Here is a 20,771-nt window from a genome sequence, read left to right on the forward strand (position 1 = left end):
GGTTTGAATGGCTAGATTTAAGCTCACAAACCTACCTATTAACAACATCAAAGAACTGTCGATATGAGCGTAAAAACGGAAATTCAAGAGATCCAAGATAAATTACAACCCCATGCATTAGAGTATGTAAAAGTCATACCAATTGCACAAGAACCGATGCACCTATGGAGTAGCAAACTCGCAGGTAAACCATATTGGCCAAAAGAGAAAACTTATCCATGTAATAAGAATGCGGAGCCTTTAGTTTTATTAGCCCAAATTAATTTTGCGGAGGTACCAACTCTCGATGGCTATCCAGCTCAAGGGATCTTGCAATTTTTCATAGAAGATGATGATGAATTGTATGGATTGAATTGCGATATCTCGGTAGATGAAGCCATAGAGCAAGCTGACGGCTATCGCATCATTTATCACAAAGATGTAATAAAAAATGAAACCTTACTAGAGAGTGGGTTACCGTGTGCCGCTTTAGATTCAGATTTTCCAATTGCGAACGAGTACGCCCTGCAGTTTGAATTAGATAAAGAGTTTCCTTCACCAACGGATTATCGTTTTGAGCAAATCTGTGGTGACGTATTTGAAATGGATGAAGCGGTTGGTGAGTACCTCTATGATAACTATGAAAGTATGGGCTCCAAAATAGGAGGGTATGCACATTTCACTCAAGAAGATCCGCGAGGTTATGAAAAACCAGACGAAAAGTGGGTATTGCTGTTTCAATTGGATAGTCAAGATGATGAAGGTGTTGATGTTATGTGGGGAGATTGTGGTGTCGCTAACTTCTTCATTGAACCGAGCGCATTGCAAAAAATGGACTTTTCTAGAGTCTGGTATAATTGGGATTGTAGTTAATTGCACCAATAGGTTGGGCCAAAGTATGGCCCAACCTTATAGTTATACTCGTATCAACTACCGCCACCGGTCGCGGTCTGCACGGTGACACTCACTTCGATCCCTTCATTTTGATTACTATAAACAATCATTTTGATAGTTTGTAAGTCACTATTTAAGAATATTCGAATAGATGGGCCGCTATCATCACTGCCATAGTTAACCTGTACTCTTGGCTCTTCGGTTATATTACGCCTATCAAAAATAGCAACAATATCACTCGGTGCGAAGCTGACTCCGGAGTCAAAATCAATGGTACCATCTTGGCCTATAATGAAGGTGCCTCTGCTATGACCTTCACCTGTTACTGTATATGTACCAGCAAGCGCTGTGACAAGTTCTAGGTTTGGTATTTCATCACCACTAGCTTGCTCAACAAATTGGCCTAACAAACCACCACCAATCGCAAATAAATTAATTTCGTGGAGTTTTCCATCGAGCACAGCCACGGAATATTTAAATCCATTTGCCTCGTCACTGTAGTTGTACTCGTCACCGGATTTGTCGAAGTCGTCTATTGTAATTTCATCTCCATTCGAAGCATCCGGATCAACATCAATAAACAACTTGCCAGAGCTGGAGAAGGTAAACATGACTTTTTGACCATCTGTAAACGAGGAGCCACTTTCAGTTATTTTAAAGGTCAACGTGAACACCTTGCCACTTAACGCATCAGGCAGCATATCGTCGTTTGAACCGTCATCATCAGACGCGTCATCTCCGGTAAAACCTGGCGTCCATGTATAGGTCAGATCTGCTGTTACAGTTACTCCTGAAGTTGAGAAAGAGTATTTGACACTCACTACCACTTTTTCGCTACTGGCACTGACTAATTCAAATTCAAGGTTAGTGACCGTAATACCTTGTGACTCAACCTGCGTTTTTATCTGTTGCTCAATGGCATTGATGTCTTCAGGGTTTGGTGCGGGTACATTGTTAACCGTGATTGCTGGGAGATCAGTGGTAATACCGGCAGTTGTTGTGGTACCAGTAATGGTCAGTGTAGCCGTGGTGTCGTCGTTGCCTTGATCATCATCTTGGTCGTCGTCATCATCGTCAGGTAAAAATCCATCGGGGATAAAATCAAAATTTAGGTCATCTAGGTTCAACCCGTTTAGGATGTCTTCTAGACCTTCTAATGTCTTTTTAATTTCATTGAGCAGAAAGGTGCTATTAATATCGCTGATCAATTCAGCGACGCCGAAACTATTTGCATATGATGTGATTTGTGCAGAAAGGTCGCTAATAAATGAGTCTGCATTATAAATCGGGTTTTGAAATGCTTTGTCGCCCACTTTGCCATCAAGCTGATTATCTAAGAAATCCGCTTTTAGGCTGTTGAGCATTGCCAGTGCTGGGTTATCTTGTGTCGAGCCGAGTTTTGCAAGCGCAGCAAGGGTGACTGCATATATTCCGCCTTGGTCGTTATTGACTGAGCCTTCTGCATTTTCAGAAATAAGCTGTGGCGCTTGTAGGATACTTTGTAAAGCGGGCGCAAGCGCCTTTCTTATTTGTTCATTGACCGCATTGACTGAGTTTGCATCACTGACATTGGCAGATATGATTGAATTAGCGGCAATCTCGGTGAGTGTTGTAACCCCAACCTGACTTTGCAGGTTGGATAAAACAGCGCGAAGTTTCGTGTCTGAGGGGAGGGGTAAGAAAGCGGCCTTTGCCTCGTCAAAATACTCTGAGTCGCTGGTGGGTAGCACTTCTACCAGAAATGGACCAGTCGTTCCCGCAGGAACAGTTATAGTTGCACTGCCTGACTCGCCAGTGCTGCCTGTTGCGCCAGCTACGGGCTGGTTATTACTTAATGTAAGTATCTGAATATTTGCATTTTTGATCAACCCCAAAGAAGGGGTGACTGTGATTTGTGTATCCTGTTGCGTTGGAACTGGGTCATCATCGTCATTGTCTAAACAGCCAGGCAATGACAAAAGCGCTAAACCCAACACAAGATATTGTAATGGTTTATTGAATTTCATAGCACATGCCTACAAGGTTAACTTAAACTGTTTTGCTATTTCATCCAAACAACCCGTTCAATCCTTGTAATTTATTTGATAATACGTTTTCAAAAGCGCTGTGCTAGCATTCGACACTTATCGTAAGTTCTTCCGGCCAAGTTGAAAATGCAGGAGCGAATAGCATAGTAGAATGTAGACTAAATTTGAGGGATTTGTAGGTATATTTGACCAATATGGCTTATTTTGAAAGTTTATAGAAATGATACAAACTCTAGAATACGAGTTTGTATCTGAACAAATTATAAAGTATCGATCCGGTCTACTAAGACATCTCTGTACGCAAATTTGCATTTATTATTTGATATCACCAGCTTATCTATATACCTGCCTGAGAGCACTTTGGTATTGCTGGTTGCTGTTTTGTCTTTCATGAACAGAATGAAGTTTGAGGTTGCACCCAATTGGCCTTCAGAAGACATGTAAACATCGCTTGAAGTTAACAAGTGGACAGACTTGTTTTTTGCCCTTGCTGATTCAAACCTATCAGCAAGTTCTTTGCTTCCGTTTAACTGTATACCGAGGCGTTCAACTGTGAATGTGGCATCAGCCGTAAACAGATCCACATACTGTGTAGTCGTTCCTTTGTCTCTTACTTCTGTATATTTATAGAGTGTATCCTCACATAGCTTTTTGGCATTTTCGCTTATAGTTGAGGTCGTGCTACAACCGGCTAGGAGTATGACAGGGAGCAGTATGTATTTCATGGGGATCCTTGCTGTATAAATGGCTTCCAAAATAGGCCTATTTTTGAGTGTGATTGTTTTTCTTCTTATTAAGTGCAAATCTAGAGGCGAGCGCATAGACAATGTAAACCAAAACCAGCGAGTTCCCAAGTACTAAGACATCTTTGTCATCTGTAGACAACCACAAAAAAGCGAGTGCCGCAAAGGCAATAGTCAAATGGGTTACTAAAGGGTTCGTTTTACTCTTTTTGCTCATTACAGACCTACATTAAGTTTGGGTTGGTCATTATAAAGTGAAATTCTCTCTTTAACCAGAACAACTCAAAAACACACCTTCGTTCTGTTATGCCTGATTTATACGTATTACGTGAAGCGAGAGATTAGTTTGGGATTGATATCGAAATATTCTAAAAACATTGACCTAGAATAAATACGTAAAAGGTTGGTGCGTTAGAATTTTAGCAATTCGTAGGGAAACATAATTAACAGTTTATAGTGAAAGCCAATATAAAAAACTCGATGAAAAGAGCATTTCGAGTTGATTTGAAAAAGCTGATATTAGCTTTAGCAACATGCGGTGTATTATTGACTTCTTTTAATACGCTTTTTGCAAGTTATCAGGTACATAAAAATGCTTTCATAAAGGATACATTGCACGCAAATCGGGTGTATGCAACAAAGCTTGCACAGGTAACCGAACTGTTTTTACAGTCAGTAAATAGCCAACTCAATGTTAGCGCCTATCACATTTCACAGCGGTTTGATGATTTGAACGCGGTGAATCAGGAGCTAGAGCGACTGTTGAGCCAGACTAATAGCTTTGACTCCTTAGTAGTCGTTAATCCACAAGGCCAAATAATCGCTGTAAAACCCGACCTTGATATACTAGGAATGTCAATCTCGCCTGCGCAGCTTCGACAAGTTAAGCATCAGCAGCCTATCGTGTTAGACCCATTTAGGTCTCCCGCTGATAACCTAATGGTTAGCCCCACCTATCCCATTCGAACATCGGATGGGAAGTATTTAGGGTTTGTGGCTGGGGGCATTTACTTACAAGGAGAGACCATATTAAGCCGGTTATTAGGTAGGCACCATTATGTTGATGGTTCTTATTTGTATGTAGTAGATGGACAATCCCGGATACTTTACCACGCTAACGCATCAAGAATTGGAGAGCAAGTGTTCGGTAATGCCGTTATTAATGAGGTTTTAAAAGGCCGAGTAGGTGCGTCAGAGATTGTAAACAGCACTGGTATTCAAATGATCGCTGGATTTGCACCTGTCCCTATGACTGGTTGGGGCGTTGTGAGTCAAAGGCCAATGGCATCGATACTGAATGAATTGGGCGCTACACACAAAGCCGTAATATATTCTAGTATTCCATTTACAGTGTTAATATTGGCATTGATTTTGGTCGTGGGAGTACAGATTGCGAAGCCTCTTACGCTGTTGGCTAAGCAGCTAGCGACTTTCAATCGTCAGCAATCCGATGCGACACGCATATTTGCGTGGTATTTCGAAGCCGCAAACTTAAAGCATACACTGATACAAAGTAATCGCTCTGTACGACGTGTCATTAAAGCACTAGATACTGATCGCAAAACAGACAAGTTAACTTCTTTACATAACCGATTATCATTGGAGTACTGGCTAGAGAATGCCATTCGGAATGAGGTTGGCTTATCTGTGTTGGCGATAGACATAGATCATTTTAAACGTATTAATGATATACATGGGCACAGTACAGGAGATGGGGTTTTAAAGGAGCTGGCAGCTTTGATGGTGTGTAATGCTCGGTCTGATGATTTTATTTGCAGAGCTGGTGGCGAGGAGTTTCTTATGTTTTTGCCTAAAATTGCATTGAATGAGGCTTTGTGCATTGCCGAGAGACTAAGAAAGCAAGTGTTTGAGCACACTATGCCTCAGAATATTAAAATAACAGTATCCATCGGCGTCGCTTATTGGCAAGGCAATACAACCACGATCGAAGAAGCTATAGAGCTTGCAGATCAAGCTTTGTACCGTGCTAAACATACCGGTCGAAATAGAAGTTGCTGTATTGACGCTGTTTAATCGCATTTTTTGCGCGTTAAATCGCAATTCATTTACAATCTTTTAGCTTAAGCAATGATCTTTGTCTTAAATGTGGGTAATATGCGCGCCAAACTACAATATTATTAATTTGGAGCAGTAAATGGGACAACAGTTGAAAGTGCCACACACGCTCGTGCTTTTATTAGGCATGATGGTGGTTGCGCTACTTGCTACTTGGGTAGTGCCGCAAGGATTTTTTGAGACAAGTGTGACAGACAGTGGCCGTAAAATGGTTGTTGCTGGTACTTATCAGTTAGTAGAGCAAAAAGAGTACCTAACTCCTTGGGATTTACTAACTTCCATTCCAAAAGCGTTTGCTCAAGCTCAAGATGTTATCTTCTTTGTTCTTATTGTAGGTGGTGTGCTTAGTATTGCACGTGCAACAGGTACCGTTGATGCCCTTATTGGCCGTATGCTAGAGAAGCATGGCACTAAGCCACAGCGACTGATTTTTATGGTGGTGTTTTGCTTTGCCTTGGCTTCAAGCACCATAGGCACAGCTGGAGAATACATTCCATTTGTGCTTATTCTCGTAGCGCTATGTAAGGCGATGAAGCTAGATGCAATGACGGCTGTAGGCATGATTGTCGCAGGTTATGGTATTGGATATGGTGTTTCTGCATTTAACCCGTTTACGGTTTTAATCGCGCAACAAATCGCAGATATTCCAGTTTACTCAGGTATTGAACTTCGTTTAGCCATATTCATCCCATTTGTACTTATAGGCTTTCACCATGTGTGGAGCTACGCTAAAAAGGTTGCACAAGACCCTAGCAAGTCGATGATGATTGGTGTGCCTTGTCCTCTAGAAGGCCAAGCTAAGCCTAACTATCCCAAATTAAACAAACGCCATCAGACTATTTTATTCAGTTTTATCGTCACTTTGTGTATTGCCGTTTGGGGTATTGCGACAAAAGGTTGGTACTTATATGAACTAGGTGGATTGTTTGTCGCTTGGGGTGTCGTAATTGCAATTTTAGGTAAATTATCAGCGGATGAAACCGCTGAGCGCTTTATTGAAGGCGTGTCAGAGCTTGTTACAACCGCGGTTTTAATCGGTGTGGCGAGAGGCATCGCTTTGATTCTTGAAGATGGTCAAATACTACATACATTGGTGTATGGCATGTCTTCACCATTGTCACATGTTGCTGCCGAAATTTCAGCTGTGGGTATGTTAGTCATCCAAACCTTCCTAAATACATTCATTCCTTCAGGTTCAGGACAAGCATACGTCACAATGCCTCTAATGGTACCAGTAGGTGATCTAGTGGGTGTTCCTCGTCAAGTCGCAGTGCTTGCTTACCAATTTGGTGATGGCTTCTCAAATATGATCATCCCGACTAACGCAGTATTAATGGGGATTCTAGGCATGGCGGGTGTACCTTATACGCATTGGTTCCGCTTCTGTTTACCGTTAATTGGTAAATTATTGTTGGCTGCATCGATTGTTTTAGTACTTGCAGTGAGTTTCGGTTATGGGTTAGATGTACAACCTATTATTGAATAAAAAACAATACACAACTAATAAAAAAGCTGTCTTATAGACGGCTTTTTTATTAAAAACAGCACGATAATCTCTTCACGCCATATACGCAATTAGTGAATATATATAAATAAACAAGGCGGCCCACGTTATACATAGGTCGTTTAGACCACCTATATATTTGCTATTACTTATTGATATTTTATTGATCTACCTTCATATTTATATTCGGCAATAAAACTAATATTGCAATTTATATTATTTCCCGTTCATAGTAATAACTATAATTATTAAAAGATTGTTAAACGATGAAGCTATCATTCAGTACTTTTTACAATTTACCAAGTAGCGAAGCTCGTTACGAATTGGCGCTGAACTTGATATACGAAAAGTTTCAGCCAGCTCATTGTTTAATAGGTAAGTTTATTGACTCGGATACGAGAGTAAAGACAGTTGCGTACGCTGTAGATGGGGTAAAGTCGAATTACATCATTTACGATTTAGAAGGTACGCCATGTAAAGACGCCAAAGATAGCCAGAGCGTATGTTCGATTAGCTGTAACTTACAACAAATGTACGCTGAAGACGAAATCCTCAAAATATTTGATATTGATGGTTACTTGGGTGTTACTCTCAGAGCTTTGGACCATACCCCTATAGGCATCATGGTTTGCCTATTTGATGAGCAAATAGAAATTTCGAGCGACGATAAACATTGGTTTAGAGAACTCAGCTTATTAGTAGGCGCTGAGTTGAACCACAATATGGAGCTTGCAGCGCAGGAAATCTTGGTTAAGCAATTGGCCAAAGGGGAGCGGATCGCAAGGCTCAGTTCTTGGTCTTGGAATATTAGTAGAAATACGCATATTTTTAGTCAAGAAATGAGAGCGCTCATAAACCATCCATGCGAAGAACTCTGTTTTGAGCAATTTTGTGATTGCCTGATCGAGAAGGATCAAAAGGCGTTGCGTGTGATCATGCAAAAATTGCGTACGGGCCAAGTCGATCAAGTTGATATCAATGTCTCTCACCAAGAAAGAAATCAATTTAAAGGCCTTTTTCGCGTAATCGGGCACGTAGAGCGTTCAGAAGAGCAAGAAGATGAGCGCGTCTTTAGTGCAACGATACAAGATATTACTTATATCTATTCGCTGAATAGGCAACTTGAACTCACCAACGTTGTTTTCGAGCACGCTACCGAAGCCATTATGATCACAGATCATTTAAACAGAGTTGTGATGGTCAATCGCGCATTTGAGCGTCTGACCGGATACTCTGATACAGAGCTACTAGGGCGTAACCCCTCCGTGTTATCTTCAGGTAAACATGATGCCGAGTTTTATGCTCAAATGTGGGCGGTTTTGTCGTCGCAAAACACTTGGAAAGGTGAGATTTACAATCGCCGCAAGAATGGACAAATCTTCCCTGAAGAGCTGACTTTAAACATCGTACGTGACGATGAAGGTGAAGTGATTAACTACGTGGCTATATTCAGAGATATAACTGAATGGAAACGTAATGAAGCGCAACTGACTTTTTACGCTAACCACGAACCACTGACAGCGTTACTCAATAGACGTTGTTTCATGGATATTGTAGAAGAAAAAATATCGGCCAGTCGAAGTCGTTCTCACCCATGTTCATTGCTGTTTATAGGTCTCGATCACTTTAAAGAGATCAATGATATTTATGGGCCAGAAATAGGTGACAAGGTACTTATTTCCGTCGCCAAACGATTAAAAAATGGGTTGCGAAAGCTCGATACTATTTCTCGTTATGGTGGAGATGAGTTTGCAATTTTGCTTGATAACACCAATGTGGAGAGCGCACTGCATATAGCAAATAAGCTTAGTGATAAGCTTAAACAGCCCTATGTATTTAATGAACTGACGATTGAACTGAGCGCTAGTACTGGCATTGCGCAGTTGGATTGTCGGCATCGAGTTACAGCCGCTAAGTTTATCCGAAATGCGGCCCACGCACTTGAAAGCGCCAAGAAAAACAACCGTGGGAATGTCGCTTTACACAATCAAGAAATTCAGAACGCTCATCTCAATAAAATCGCACTACGAGACAAGCTTCGCGCAGCTATTAAACAAAAGCTACTCAAAGTTTACTATCAGCCAATTGTCGATCAGAACACGGGACGTATCGTAAAGTTTGAAGCGCTCGTAAGGTGGTTCGATGATCAGCAAGGGATGATTTCTCCAGGCGCTTTTATTCCTATTGCAGAAGAATTTGGCTTTATTCATCAAATCGGCCAGTTCGTGCTAGAACAAGCTTGCCATGACTTACGGCATATCCAAGACCTCGGTTATTCCGAAGTCAGCGTGTCTGTAAATCGTTCGGTCAACGAGTTTAAGGTAAGTAATAATCAGTTTGACTTGATATCCAATGCGATTGAACAAGCTGGTATTCCTTATGAAAGTGTCACTGTTGAAGTGACAGAGTCTATGGCAACAAACCGCTATACGTGGGAGCTACTTAAAACCTTGCGAGACAAAGGAGTAGAAATAGCGCTTGATGATTTTTGTACTGGGTATTCATCGCTCAGCCACATAATTGATAACCAAGTAGACTACCTTAAAATCGATAAATCGTTTGTAGATAGTTTAATGCAGGATAAGAGCAAGCAAATTATGATTTCTTGTTTGGTCAATATGGCAGCGCAGTTAGGTATTAAAGTCATCGCAGAAGGTGTCGAATCGCAAGTTCAGCTACAGATGTTAGCTGAGTTGGGTTGTGACCATATTCAAGGCTACTACTATAGCCCTGCAAGGCCTTTAAATGCATGTATTAACCTACTTGAGGAGTTTAATGCTCAGGAGGAAGACAAGCATGCGAGTTTTGTAGGTGTAAAACAAACACGCGTATAATGATTTAGATAAGTAAAATGCCACCTTGTGGTGGTATTTTACTGCTAATCAATGGGGTCAGAGTCGTTGATTTTTGGGCTGAGAAACGGATATCGAAAGTGAGTTCTAAAAGGCGACTATTCCCAATCCGCAATATCAAAAGCTTTTCTTGCTTCTACTACTGTGCAATCAGTTTGCGCAATCAATTTTTGCAGTGTAATAACAGGGTTGCTCTTCACTATTGCAACTAGATCATCCATCTGAGGTTTGGGTTTATACGAGTTTAACTTTTCAATCACCCACTGCCAGCTAGGCTCATCTTTCATATGAGCACTCTCAATGATGGCTTCAAATTGTTGCCAATCACCTTGTAAACGCCAGTTTCGAGAGCGGCCTTTTCGGCTTAATTTCGCTCCTGATGATTTTATCAGCGCTTTTAATTCATTTGTTTGCTCTACGCGACGAACAAAGCTATTTAATTGAATATCAAACATACTTACGATAGAAAAAAAGTGAGTGGTTATTGTAACAAAGTTATGTTGGATAGGTAGATTGAAATAGTTACTGAAGAAAAAGCATCTAATCCACGACGTATTTGATAAAAAGAGCTCAAGAAAATTGTGTGTGACGGTTTTTAACTTTGGCTTTTGTTGCTTTAATTTAATGGGGTGTATACATCGAAGATGTATGTACGAAAATTTTTGAGATTAACTTCTATATCTTGTTCAGGGTCTACTTTTAATTCGCTAAAACTGAAAAGGAGGAGCGATGAAAATGCTTGTGTGTATTTCGCAATGTTTAATCGTAATGAATGTTGCTGCGAAAGATGTATCTCAACACGAAATCCCCATTTTTGTTAAAGGAGAAAAAGAAGTAGTAATTGATTATATGAAATCGGTGAATGAAGCTTTAGGAAAGAAACAACTTGGAGGGGAGTGGGAATTATTACTAGAATTTGAAGATGATAAAGTCCTAAACAAATTTAAGAAACTATGCCCTGAATGTATTGACGTTGATCCAATTCCTGAAGTACCAGTGGTTAGCCCAACTTGTGATACGTTACACCAAATTGCGTTTCCTAAATCTCTAAAGCTAACTTCGAATACGTCTTATATATCTGAAAAGGTCACGCTTTTTATGTCGAAAGGCGTGTTAATGGATGTTGATGTAAAGTACACGACTATGTTTCCTAAAAAGGATGTAAAAAGCTTAGATGAAGTCTTTAAAGATTGTTTAACGTGTATTGATGTCGATCCAGTCCCCATCGTCCCTGTTGTCTCACCAAGTGGAGATCCTTGCAAATGAAACAGCTTATAGTTCTAATTTTACTTCTTTTACCTACAGCGGCTTTCTCAGCGGAGCCTAAAGATATATGCGATGAGAACATTACCATGAGTACTTCAGTTAACGACGCCATTGATATTCAGAAGAAATGTCAAGTTGAGAAAAATCTGCAGCTTATTCGTGAGAAGTCTAATTACGATAGGTTTTCTTTGATGCACAGGCAATCTACGCAAGAGTATCAATACACAACATCGATAATAATATTTTCCCTAGTCGTTGTGATTGTTATTTTTGGCCTTGTTTTCTCTTGGTTGGAATTTAAAAAAGGCAAAGACTCTACTACAACATTAAAATTTTCATCTAATGGTATTGAAATAAGCTCTCAGATTATAGGCCTAATCGTGTTAGTCATTTCTCTTGGCTTTGCGTACATCTATATAGATAAAGCATATCCAATAAATGAAATTGGCAGTAATAATACGAGCTCAAATAAGTGACTCTAATTTGACACACACCAGAGTTGTTTAAGTGGTAGTTCCTATGGAGGCTTACGCAAACTACACAGTATTAAATGAAAAAGGCGTAAGTTTCCTAGTGGGGATTAGTTTAGTTCAAAATTGGCTTTACTAATCTATGTTTTGGGCACCTAATGAGAGTTGCAATCTGCATTGGCAGTGTGAAGGAACGTTATAATAACTACAAGTGAGAGACCTATGTACAAGAAATGCCTATATTTATTAACAGTTTTGCTGATCTCAGGCTGTTCATTCAGTGGTGTGTTCTTTCCGATTGATAAAAGGCCAGACGATCCGATAAAAGGAATTGTAGAAACGGTCCAATTATCTTCCCCAGACGGAAAGATGATCAATCACTTTTTATTTAAACCACCCCATAAACCCAAAGCAACTATTTTTGTGTTTCAAGGGAGTGGATCAAAAGTCGTCAATTGGTACAAAGTGATTAAGCCGCTTATTGAGAGCAACTATCAGATTTTTATGATGGAATACAGAGGTTTTGGGGACTCTGAAGGGAAGGCAAGTCACGCGTTAGTCGCAAATGATGCTAGCCAAGCTTTACGCTATCTCGTCACGAGAAGTGATGTAAAACAAATGCCTGTTTTGGTGATGGGTCAGTCCTATGGTGGGCAGCTAGCGATATATGTCGCTCACAGCCATCCTGAATTTGTTGATGCTTTAATAACCGAAGGAACTTTTACATCTTTTGGTGATGAAGCTGCTTATTCATCGCCATTGCTCGTAAGGCCCTTTGTCAGAGCGGTATTCTCTGAGCCTTATATTTCTGAAGAGTTAATAGCTGATCTTCAGCACCCAATGTTAATTGTTCATAGTTCGCAAGATAAGGTCGTACCATTTAGTATGGCTGAAACACTATACGCAAAAGCAAATGGTGAAAAAGAGTTATGGGAAATTAAGGGGAAGCATATCGCTGCAATGATCGACTTACCTCAAGATTATGTATCTAAAATAAACGATCTATTGCGACGAAGCCGAAACAATGGCAAAGCAAACTGATTCAGACGTTTGAAGATTAAAGGCCACCATTGCTGGTGCCTTTAGTGTTATAAATGAGGCTTTAATATTTCGTAAAATGCTTCTATGTGATCGTCTCTATCATTCAGAGCAGGGATGTAGTCGTAACGCTCTCCACCTGCTTCTATGAAGTACTCTTTATTTTCTTCTTCTAGCTCTTCCAGTGTTTCTAAACAATCAGCGCTAAAAGCAGGGCTTAATATTGCGATATGTTTGGTGCCATTGTTTGCTAGATCTTTAAGTGTAAAGTCAGTGTAAGGTTTTAACCATTCTGCTTTACCAAACCTACTTTGAAAAGTTGTGATTACACGCTCTTTGTCTAGTCCAAGGCGCTCTATTACCGCATTAGTCGTTAAATGACAAAAACAATGATATGGGTCACCATTTAACAAAAACCGCTTGGGTGTGCCGTGATATGAAAAAAGGATTTTTTCTGGCATCGGATTTTGTTCTAAATATTCTTTTACCGAATTTGATAAGGATTCTATGTACTTAGGATGGTCATGATATCCATTCAAAAAGTGCAATTGGGGCACCCAACGCCATTTAGTTAAAACGCGTGAGACGGCGTCAAAAGTAGAGCCGGTTGTTGCGCTTGAATATTGAGGGTAAAGCGGTAACACAACAATGTTTGTGATGCCTTTTTCACGTAACTGCTCTAAGCCAGATTCAATCGATGGATTCCCGTAGCGCATTGCCATGACAACTTCAGCATTCTCATGGCCTTTCTCTGAAAGAAGGGCCTTTAGCTTTTCACACTGATTTTTCGTTATATTGATGAGCGGGGAGCCTTGTTCAGTCCATATGCTTTTATACGCTTCTGCCGATTTACGCGGTCTGACTCTTAAAATAATGCCATGTAAAATGATCATCCAAATCGCTCTGGGAATTTCGACAATTCTAGGGTCAGATAAAAATTCTCTTAAATAAGTTCTTAGTGCTGGGGTAGTGGCATCATCTGGACTACCCAAATTAGTGACTAATATCCCAATTTTACTGTTGAATCGATTTTCATGAGGATTGTCTGTAATTGCTGAAAATCTGGACACTTAGCACTCCTTGGTGGCTTTTTATAACATTAATATTTTACAGTAAAGAGCATACGTGAAAAAACGATTTTTAGATCTGATTTCGGACATATTATTCTTAAATATGTACAAATAGCCTAAATTCTTAGTAATTTGATGGAAATTGGTTGCCTAATTGTCACATAAGACGTATGTTCCATAGTCCAGCGTCGAGTTTAAATATAATTTGCAGAGAGTTTTAAGTTAAATGCGAGTTAATCAACCCGTTACAAGTCGTGAACAACGATTTGCAAAACAAGATAAACTCATTTCAGTTACCGATCTTAGAGGTATTATTACCGACTGTAATGAGCATTTTATTAATGTGAGTGGCTACTCAAAAGAAGAACTAATTGGCCAACCGCACAACCTTGTAAGACATCCCGATATGCCAGAATTGGCTTTCAAGACTATGTGGACTCAGCTTAAAGCTGGAAAGCCTTGGATGGGAATGGTTAAGAATCGGTGTAAAAACGGCGATTTTTACTGGGTTAATGCGTACGTTACGCCTATGACTGAAAATGGGCAAGTGATCGGTTATGAATCCGTGCGAACATGCCCAAATAGAGAAGACGTTGAGCGTGCTGACGCGCTTTATAAAACGGTGCGCACTGGTGGGAAGACTAAGTATGAGTTGCCTAAATTAAGGACTGCTTGGCCTCTTGCTGCTTTTGCTACTGCATTGGGACTGTTTTTCACTGGTTATGAAACCGGCGCTTTTGGGTGGTTAATGCTCAATAGTATGGCCATTTTTGGTTATAACCGCTACAGAGATAACGAACAGCTTGAGCGAATTAGTGAAGTGTTGAAGCACAGTTTTTGTGACGATGTCTCTCAAAAAGTATACTCTCCTTGGCAAGGCAAAATGGCCGAGCTACACGTTAAGTTACTGAGTGAACATGCACACTTAGATACGGTGATAACACGTATTGAGCATGCTTCGAAGCAGGTGACGTCTGGCGCTGAACAGACGACAAGTATGAGCAGTTCAACTACCGAACAACTAACGCAGCAACAGCAAGAAACTGAACTCGTAGCAACAGCGATGAATGAAATGGCGACAACCATTCAAGAGGTTTCACAAAATGTTCAGTCAACGTCGTCTGACGCTACGGATGCATTAGCGTTAGCAAAAGAGGGCGCAAAAAGCTCAGAAGAAACCAAGGCGTCTATTGTGAATTTAGGTGCTACAGTTGTCGATATCAAAGACTCAGTTTTGGGTGTTGCGCGACAAACGAATAAGATTGCAGATGCAGCTCAGATCATTGAGCAAATTGCTGAGCAAACCAATTTGTTAGCACTGAATGCGGCGATAGAAGCTGCACGAGCCGGTGAGCAAGGTCGAGGCTTCGCTGTTGTAGCAGATGAAGTGAGGCACCTTGCGCAAAGAACACAAGAGTCCACCAAAGAAATCCATGCCATTATTGATGAATTAACTCAAAGTACGCAGGAGTCTGAGGTAATTGCCCAGAGAGGGGAAACAGAGTCTCAAGCAGGTATTGAGAAATTGAACGAATCAACGCAAAAAATTGAGCATATTTACGCCTTGATTGAAACGATGAGTGTTAACTCTATGCAGATTTCTGCTGCGGTGGAAGAGCAGGCAACGGTATCTGAAGACATCAATAAACAGGTCGTTAACATTGCCGCGCTTGCGAATACAAGTGTCAATAGTTCTCAAGAAAGTCAGATGATAAGTGAAGAACTAACGCGAGTAGCAAAAGATATGCATGAATTAGTAGTAAGATTCAAACGCTAGCACTACGAAGAGAGGGCCTTATGGCCCTTTCTTAAATGCACAGTGTGGAACACATCATACTGTGGGTTTGTCAATTATGGTTAAGCAAATTAAGTGCTTTTTGTAATGTTCTTCAAGCGCTAGTGCTAAAGCTTTCTTTTTAATCCTGACTTTGCACGCTCTTTGATATTGGTTTGAATATAGATTTGATCTGTCGTCGCTATTTTAGAGTGACCCAAATCTTCTGATAAGTGTTTTAAAGGTCTAGTTTGCGCGTCGTGCGTTGCCCCTGTATGGCGTAACCAATGACTTGTTGCCGCTTCGAGACTTTCAGACTCTTCGGTAAATCCATCTTGCTTGAGTTTCTCTATCGCCAAGTCAAAACTTTCTTGAACAATGCGTCTTAATTGACGAACGTTCATGCCACCTTGCCCCCGCAGTTTATGGATAATAGGGTGTGGCTCGTCAACACGTGGGAGTGCACTTAACCCCCTCGATAAACGGTAACGTTTTAAGTAATCTACAAAGTCATCACTGAGCGTGACATCTCGCAATTTATTACCTTTCCCCATGATCCGCAAAAACCAAAAGTTGTCTTGATCTTGCCAAAAATGACTCATAACCGGGGACCACTGGGGTCGTTCTGACAACTCAGAAATACGTAAATATAAACCTTTTAAACACGCCAACGTAAATAGGTTACGCTCTAATTTAGGGTGTTGTTCACAAAGGTCTCTTGTCACACCAAAGACGTATTCCCACTGTAAATCACTGAGTGTATCAGGCATTTTTATTTGGGACTGAACAACGAGATACGGGCAATTCTTTTTCACGACAGGCACAAAATTAGTAAATGACTTCTCTTCAAGAATTGCAAACTTGTAAAATACGTTGAGGGCTGTAAACATCGAAGCTAATGTCTGTTGGCTGACACCATTTTCTTTATACACAAAAGGGCGCCAGTTTGGGTTGACTTGACGTATACCTTTGTCGTTTTTAAACCGCCATTGTACCGAGTGAGCTTGCCACTTTGAGTCTGGTTCTACAACAAATTCAACGTATGCCTCAATATCTTCTCTTTTTAGCTCAAAAACAGACTTTTGTTGAATGAGCCAGCTCCATAAATGAAAGCGCTCTATTTCATTTCTGAATCGGTTAAATGTGGCTTCGGATTTGCGACCATAAACATATAAAAAACGGTATAAAAACTTTAACTCGTCTAAACACTGTCCATTGCCCAGTCTGTTATTGTTTAAAAACTCATACATAGCAGGATATTCGCTATGCAAGGTATCGTCATCTAAGTGAGCAATGAGGTACCTGAGCTGTTTTAATGTGTCGACTAGTGGCGTCATATATTGTCTGTCCAGCGCAATAGAGATGACAAATTATATGTATATTTATTCAGTATTGTCTAGCACAGTTTGTACCGGATTAGTTTGGTGTTTGGCAATGCGTGTAGACTGCCAACATAATAGGGAGCCAATAGTCACCGCTGTTACACCCACCCAAAAACTTTGTGTTAATTTAATATTTAAAATGAGAGTACCAAATATACCTGAGAAAACGGGCGTAAAATAAGACATAGCTGCAAGAATAATCATATTGCCATTAATGATTGCTTTGTTCCAAAGTCCATAACCAAGTGCCATACCGCCACCTGCTAGAACGAGTACAAATACACTCAAAAACGTAAAATTATGATTGAAACCTACATCTAAAAAGTACCATTTTCCCCATAGGGTTAAAGCGGTTAAGAAAAAAAAGAACGCAATTGCATTTTTCCCGTCAGCAATGGACTTCGTAAGGTTACAATAAAATGCCCAAATAATCGCGCCACTAAATGCTAATAAGAACGACAAAGGGTTGCTTTTTATGCTTAAAAGAAAACTTGTGACAAGCGAGGTCAAATCGTCAGACACAACTAAACAAACACCGATAAAAGCTAAAATACAGCCGGGTATAAGCACGCCCAATTGGGCTCTATTTTGTTTAGAGAGTATCGCTCCCAATACGGTAAATACAGGCCAAAGGTAATTTACGATTAAGACCTGAGCAGACTGTTCACGCGAATTGGCAAAGCCTAAAGAAAGTGACAAACAAAGCTCGTAAGCCACGAACAATACACCACCAATGAACAAGTACTTTTTCGGAAATAATTTGATTTTTGGTAAGCCTAAAAAAGCGATTAGAAAAATCGCAGAATAGGTATACACAAGAGCGGCACCGCCTATAGGCCCAAAATCTTCACTGACAATACGAACCAAATGTAAAACTGCGCTCCAAATGAGTACTGCAATGGCCCCATAAATTGTGGATCGGTATTGGCTAGGCAATCTGTTAGGCTCCGCTAAAAATTGGCTATTATATATTCTTTAATTGGCATTGTATTGGCTTTATTCAAAAAAATTATAATTAGTTTAAATTAATTATAAGTAAGTACATTTTTCACAGGCAGTTCGTAATTCGAACCGGCGCTGTAGAAGAGCCAAGAGACTGCGAATATACAGCGGGAAGTGGATTAAGTAATGCTGTGCGTTAATGATTTAATCAGTTGCGAATGGCGGATTAAATCGGGTCCGCCATTCAAAGTCGCTATTAGCGAGCGATGTTCCACTGAATAAGTTCATCTTCAGTCATATAGTGAATGTTATCAAATGATGCGGCGTCAATCGTGTAAAAATAGAAATCCTTGGGACTATGTTGCTTTACATATTCGTAAAATTCAATGTAACGCCGGTGTTCCTGATGGTCTCTTGGCAAGTCATTCGCTGAACGAAGATGACCGTTGGCATCTTCATAACCCCAAGCGTGCACCCCGAGTTTTGCGCCGCTGGCTATTTTTCTACTCACTCCTGCGACAAAAAAATCTACTCCGCCTGATGCGATATCGCTATGGGCCAAAAGCTCTGTGCTTAAACCAGCATCATGGATCATTTTTGCTGCCATAAGATTAGAAACATCATCTTCGGACCCCGGCACCTGATTTAATACAATCGTTTTAACCTGTGGCTGATCTTTTAGTAGTTGAGAGACGGTCTCAACAATGTTTGGGCCTATAACTCCATTCATTTCTGCATGTCTTCCATTGACGATAAAGCAAGCTGGTTTATCTAGCTCAGCAGCCTTTTTGCATTGGTTGGCGTTGATTGCACCGATTACGGTTTTACTACTCGTATTGAGTTCAATTGGTTGAGGCGACCAACGAGGCTCATAGACATTAACCCCTCCAATAACAACACCATGATTATTAACGGCTTCGGATGCCCTGGCCATACCTGCCTTTCGGCTACCATCACCGACTTCAAAGATCATAAAGCCACCATCTGGAGAAAGCGCAGGGGCAGCGATGTCTTCATCAATGCCTGTGACTTGCCAACGTCGAACGGAGCCAGCGTCGAAATCATAGAAAGACATGTCTAAGAAACTGAGCTTGGAACCTTCAAAATCCCAGATTGGTTGGTCTTTGTTTTCTACTAAAAGTGTTTTATCGCTGCCGTCAGCACGTATGGTAAAGACGTTGGTGTAAGAAACATCATCTTCATCGTAGCGCCACGTTTGTGTATAAGCCAAAATGGGTGCTTTGCCATCGTTATCTTGTGTTGGGCGCCAATTGATTTCCTCATACCAAAACTGCTGATTGGCTGGAGAGGATACTAATATATCCATGTCTGAAAGGCCGAGTGTTCGACCCGAGTCCCAGAGCTCCTCCGCAGAATGCATATCGACGATATATAAGTCTGTATTGAATTGCGTAAGGTTATCGTTGTTATCTCCAATATTAGAGTTACCGGACATAACAGAAACGGCAAGGTAATCTCCATCAGGCGAGACACCAAGCGATCGAACGTCTTTTCCAAAATCCGTAAGTTTAGTGAGCTCTTTACTTTCAACATTCACTCTAAATGCCTCCCAGGCGCTTTCTGCTTCTCCTTTGGCACTCGCAAAATACACAAATTTTGCATCAGGGCCCCATGAGACATACCCAGCAATGGGACTACCGTCAGCAAGCATGGTTATATTCGAACCATCGGGAGACATCATGTAAACATATGATTCGTCGGTATACGCTATTTTGTAGTTGGGGTTAGAGGAGACTACTGACTGCAATATCTCATGACTTGAATCGACGGCAGGCGTCTTGTTGGTGCCGCTTAAAGTAATTTCAAAGCCTTGATAATCGCCGTTGGGGAGTGTGTTTGCTAACCTGTAGGAATCATTTGTCAGTATGCTATATAGCTCGGCATCTTTGCTTTTGACTTTTTCAGCAGTATTTAAAGTCCATTCATTTTGTATTTCATCGAGCCTGCCGACTTGCGCGCCCAAAATAGAGGTGAGGCCCCAGTAGGTGTATTCAGTGACCATACAACTGTAATCACAAGTCCGGTCATCATATGTGTACCAAGCGCCTTCAGGGTATACTTGCGGGATGGTTTCAAATTGTCCACCTCTGGCAATGTCCATCGCTTGCGCAATTGCAGAACCAGTATTTTCTCCAAATATTTCAGGGTACACCTTTGAATAACCAACATGTGTAATTAAATGCAGAACCTCTTCTAACGTCGCATCAAACCGAGTGCTTTGATCATCAGGGATTGTTTCGTCTCCAAATAGTGGCTGGAAAACATCTTGCTGCTCAATTCCTTCAGCTGCCTCTTCAAAAGAAGCTTCTGTTGGCGCCATCAAAAGAGTGGCTCCGGCATTGACCATTTGTTCAACGATTAGAGGGTTGTCTGCTGCCCCGTCTTCGTTATTGTCGAGGTATTCAGCCATCACTTTGGCAGCGTGCAGAACTTTGTTGGGTTTTGTCGATGACGTGGCTCTAATAGTGATACCGAATATGTTAGTAGACACTGGAAACGCGGATTCTAGAGGCGTTTTTTGACTCGGTGCGGGTGTTGGTGTTGGGACAGAGGGGGTGGTTTTCGTCTCGCTGGTAGAAGCGGAATTTCCACCTCCACAAGCGCCAATTAGGCAAGATATCGTAATTGCGAGAAAAGAATTTTTCCTGACTATATACATGGCATTAGCTCCTCGTTACGTAAAAATAATCAAACTATGTGCTGATTATTTTCTCAGAGCGTGCCTGGCAATAG

The 20,771-nt window shown here is 40.9% G+C and carries 16 protein-coding genes; 8 read left to right on the forward strand and 8 right to left on the reverse strand.

Annotated elements, in window-relative coordinates:
* Window positions 1-63: 63 nt before the first annotated feature.
* A complete protein-coding gene (locus A7985_RS03910; protein ID WP_065789090.1) occupies window positions 64-852 on the forward strand; it encodes a YwqG family protein in 789 nt (262 codons plus the stop codon).
* Window positions 853-905: 53 nt separating this feature from the next.
* Here the strand turns inward: A7985_RS03910 and A7985_RS03915 are convergent, their stop codons facing one another.
* The 3 genes from A7985_RS03915 to A7985_RS03925 form a co-directional block, all read right to left on the reverse strand.
* Window positions 906-2,879, reverse strand: coding sequence for a hypothetical protein (locus A7985_RS03915; RefSeq protein WP_065789091.1), 1,974 nt, complete (start codon window positions 2,877-2,879; stop codon window positions 906-908).
* 281 nt (window positions 2,880-3,160) lie between these two features.
* The gene (locus tag A7985_RS03920) at window positions 3,161-3,625 is read right to left on the reverse strand and encodes a nuclear transport factor 2 family protein (RefSeq protein ID WP_065789092.1); all 465 of its coding nucleotides are present in this window, start codon (window positions 3,623-3,625) and stop codon (window positions 3,161-3,163) included.
* 37 nt (window positions 3,626-3,662) lie between these two features.
* Window positions 3,663-3,860, reverse strand: coding sequence for a hypothetical protein (locus A7985_RS03925; protein ID WP_065789093.1), 198 nt, complete (start codon window positions 3,858-3,860; stop codon window positions 3,663-3,665).
* Between the two features lie 263 nt (window positions 3,861-4,123).
* On the opposite strand from A7985_RS03925, the gene A7985_RS03930 reads away from it, so the two are divergent.
* From A7985_RS03930 to A7985_RS03940, 3 genes are all read left to right on the forward strand, one after another.
* Window positions 4,124-5,677, forward strand: coding sequence for a sensor domain-containing diguanylate cyclase (locus A7985_RS03930; protein ID WP_065790023.1), 1,554 nt, complete (start codon window positions 4,124-4,126; stop codon window positions 5,675-5,677).
* Between the two features lie 121 nt (window positions 5,678-5,798).
* Window positions 5,799-7,205: a YfcC family protein gene (locus tag A7985_RS03935; RefSeq protein WP_063373667.1), complete on the forward strand. Its 1,407-nt coding sequence runs from the start codon at window positions 5,799-5,801 to the stop codon at window positions 7,203-7,205.
* A gap of 284 nt (window positions 7,206-7,489) precedes the next feature.
* Window positions 7,490-10,057 (forward strand): putative bifunctional diguanylate cyclase/phosphodiesterase, encoded by a 2,568-nt coding sequence (locus A7985_RS03940; RefSeq protein WP_065789094.1) that lies wholly within the window; start codon window positions 7,490-7,492, stop codon window positions 10,055-10,057.
* 116 nt (window positions 10,058-10,173) lie between these two features.
* Here the strand turns inward: A7985_RS03940 and A7985_RS03945 are convergent, their stop codons facing one another.
* Window positions 10,174-10,530, reverse strand: a complete 357-nt coding sequence (locus tag A7985_RS03945) for a ribosome recycling factor family protein (protein WP_065789095.1) — start codon at window positions 10,528-10,530, stop codon at window positions 10,174-10,176.
* Window positions 10,531-10,804: 274 nt separating this feature from the next.
* On the opposite strand from A7985_RS03945, the gene A7985_RS03950 reads away from it, so the two are divergent.
* The 3 genes from A7985_RS03950 to A7985_RS03960 all read left to right on the forward strand — a co-directional run bounded on the left by A7985_RS03950 (window position 10,805) and on the right by A7985_RS03960 (window position 12,852).
* Window positions 10,805-11,341, forward strand: coding sequence for a hypothetical protein (locus A7985_RS03950; RefSeq protein ID WP_065789096.1), 537 nt, complete (start codon window positions 10,805-10,807; stop codon window positions 11,339-11,341).
* Window positions 11,338-11,817, forward strand: a complete 480-nt coding sequence (locus A7985_RS03955) for a hypothetical protein (RefSeq protein ID WP_065789097.1) — start codon at window positions 11,338-11,340, stop codon at window positions 11,815-11,817. Before A7985_RS03950 ends, A7985_RS03955 begins: the two co-directional genes overlap by 4 nt.
* 216 nt (window positions 11,818-12,033) lie before the next feature.
* The gene (locus tag A7985_RS03960) at window positions 12,034-12,852 is read left to right on the forward strand and encodes an alpha/beta hydrolase (RefSeq protein WP_065789098.1); all 819 of its coding nucleotides are present in this window, start codon (window positions 12,034-12,036) and stop codon (window positions 12,850-12,852) included.
* Window positions 12,853-12,899: 47 nt separating this feature from the next.
* Here A7985_RS03960 and hemH read toward each other — a convergent pair whose 3' ends face one another.
* A complete protein-coding gene (gene hemH / locus A7985_RS03965) occupies window positions 12,900-13,919 on the reverse strand; it encodes a ferrochelatase (RefSeq protein WP_065789099.1) in 1,020 nt (339 codons plus the stop codon).
* Window positions 13,920-14,145: 226 nt separating this feature from the next.
* Here hemH and A7985_RS03970 point away from each other — a divergent pair, with 226 nt between their 5' ends.
* Window positions 14,146-15,696 (forward strand): methyl-accepting chemotaxis protein, encoded by a 1,551-nt coding sequence (locus A7985_RS03970; protein ID WP_065789100.1) that lies wholly within the window; start codon window positions 14,146-14,148, stop codon window positions 15,694-15,696.
* 125 nt (window positions 15,697-15,821) lie between these two features.
* On the opposite strand, the gene A7985_RS03975 is transcribed toward A7985_RS03970, so the two are convergent.
* The 3 genes from A7985_RS03975 to A7985_RS03985 all read right to left on the reverse strand — a co-directional run bounded on the left by A7985_RS03975 (window position 15,822) and on the right by A7985_RS03985 (window position 20,697).
* Window positions 15,822-17,030, reverse strand: a complete 1,209-nt coding sequence (locus tag A7985_RS03975; protein ID WP_065789101.1) for a tyrosine-type recombinase/integrase — start codon at window positions 17,028-17,030, stop codon at window positions 15,822-15,824.
* A gap of 45 nt (window positions 17,031-17,075) precedes the next feature.
* Window positions 17,076-18,011: an aromatic amino acid DMT transporter YddG gene (gene yddG / locus A7985_RS03980; protein ID WP_065789102.1), complete on the reverse strand. Its 936-nt coding sequence runs from the start codon at window positions 18,009-18,011 to the stop codon at window positions 17,076-17,078.
* Window positions 18,012-18,273: 262 nt separating this feature from the next.
* Window positions 18,274-20,697, reverse strand: coding sequence for a hypothetical protein (locus tag A7985_RS03985; RefSeq protein ID WP_065789103.1), 2,424 nt, complete (start codon window positions 20,695-20,697; stop codon window positions 18,274-18,276).
* Window positions 20,698-20,771 lie beyond the last annotated feature (74 nt).

This window comes from Pseudoalteromonas luteoviolacea, from assembly GCF_001696455.1.
Taxonomy (GTDB): domain Bacteria; phylum Pseudomonadota; class Gammaproteobacteria; order Enterobacterales; family Alteromonadaceae; genus Pseudoalteromonas; species Pseudoalteromonas luteoviolacea_C.

Excerpts from the sequence above, each read along its gene's own strand:
- A7985_RS03910 (WP_065789090.1), top strand. The coding sequence starts at position 64 with ATGAGCGTAAAAACGGAAATTCAAGAGATCCAAGATAAATTACAACCC.
- A7985_RS03915 (WP_065789091.1), bottom strand. The coding sequence starts at position 2,879 with ATGAAATTCAATAAACCATTACAATATCTTGTGTTGGGTTTAGCGCTT.
- A7985_RS03920 (WP_065789092.1), bottom strand. The coding sequence starts at position 3,625 with ATGAAATACATACTGCTCCCTGTCATACTCCTAGCCGGTTGTAGCACG.
- A7985_RS03925 (WP_065789093.1), bottom strand. The coding sequence starts at position 3,860 with ATGAGCAAAAAGAGTAAAACGAACCCTTTAGTAACCCATTTGACTATT.
- A7985_RS03930 (WP_065790023.1), top strand. The coding sequence starts at position 4,124 with ATGAAAAGAGCATTTCGAGTTGATTTGAAAAAGCTGATATTAGCTTTA.
- A7985_RS03935 (WP_063373667.1), top strand. The coding sequence starts at position 5,799 with ATGGGACAACAGTTGAAAGTGCCACACACGCTCGTGCTTTTATTAGGC.
- A7985_RS03940 (WP_065789094.1), top strand. The coding sequence starts at position 7,490 with ATGAAGCTATCATTCAGTACTTTTTACAATTTACCAAGTAGCGAAGCT.
- A7985_RS03945 (WP_065789095.1), bottom strand. The coding sequence starts at position 10,530 with ATGTTTGATATTCAATTAAATAGCTTTGTTCGTCGCGTAGAGCAAACA.
- A7985_RS03950 (WP_065789096.1), top strand. The coding sequence starts at position 10,805 with ATGAAAATGCTTGTGTGTATTTCGCAATGTTTAATCGTAATGAATGTT.
- A7985_RS03955 (WP_065789097.1), top strand. The coding sequence starts at position 11,338 with ATGAAACAGCTTATAGTTCTAATTTTACTTCTTTTACCTACAGCGGCT.
- A7985_RS03960 (WP_065789098.1), top strand. The coding sequence starts at position 12,034 with ATGTACAAGAAATGCCTATATTTATTAACAGTTTTGCTGATCTCAGGC.
- A7985_RS03970 (WP_065789100.1), top strand. The coding sequence starts at position 14,146 with ATGCGAGTTAATCAACCCGTTACAAGTCGTGAACAACGATTTGCAAAA.
- A7985_RS03975 (WP_065789101.1), bottom strand. The coding sequence starts at position 17,030 with ATGACGCCACTAGTCGACACATTAAAACAGCTCAGGTACCTCATTGCT.
- A7985_RS03985 (WP_065789103.1), bottom strand. The coding sequence starts at position 20,697 with ATGTATATAGTCAGGAAAAATTCTTTTCTCGCAATTACGATATCTTGC.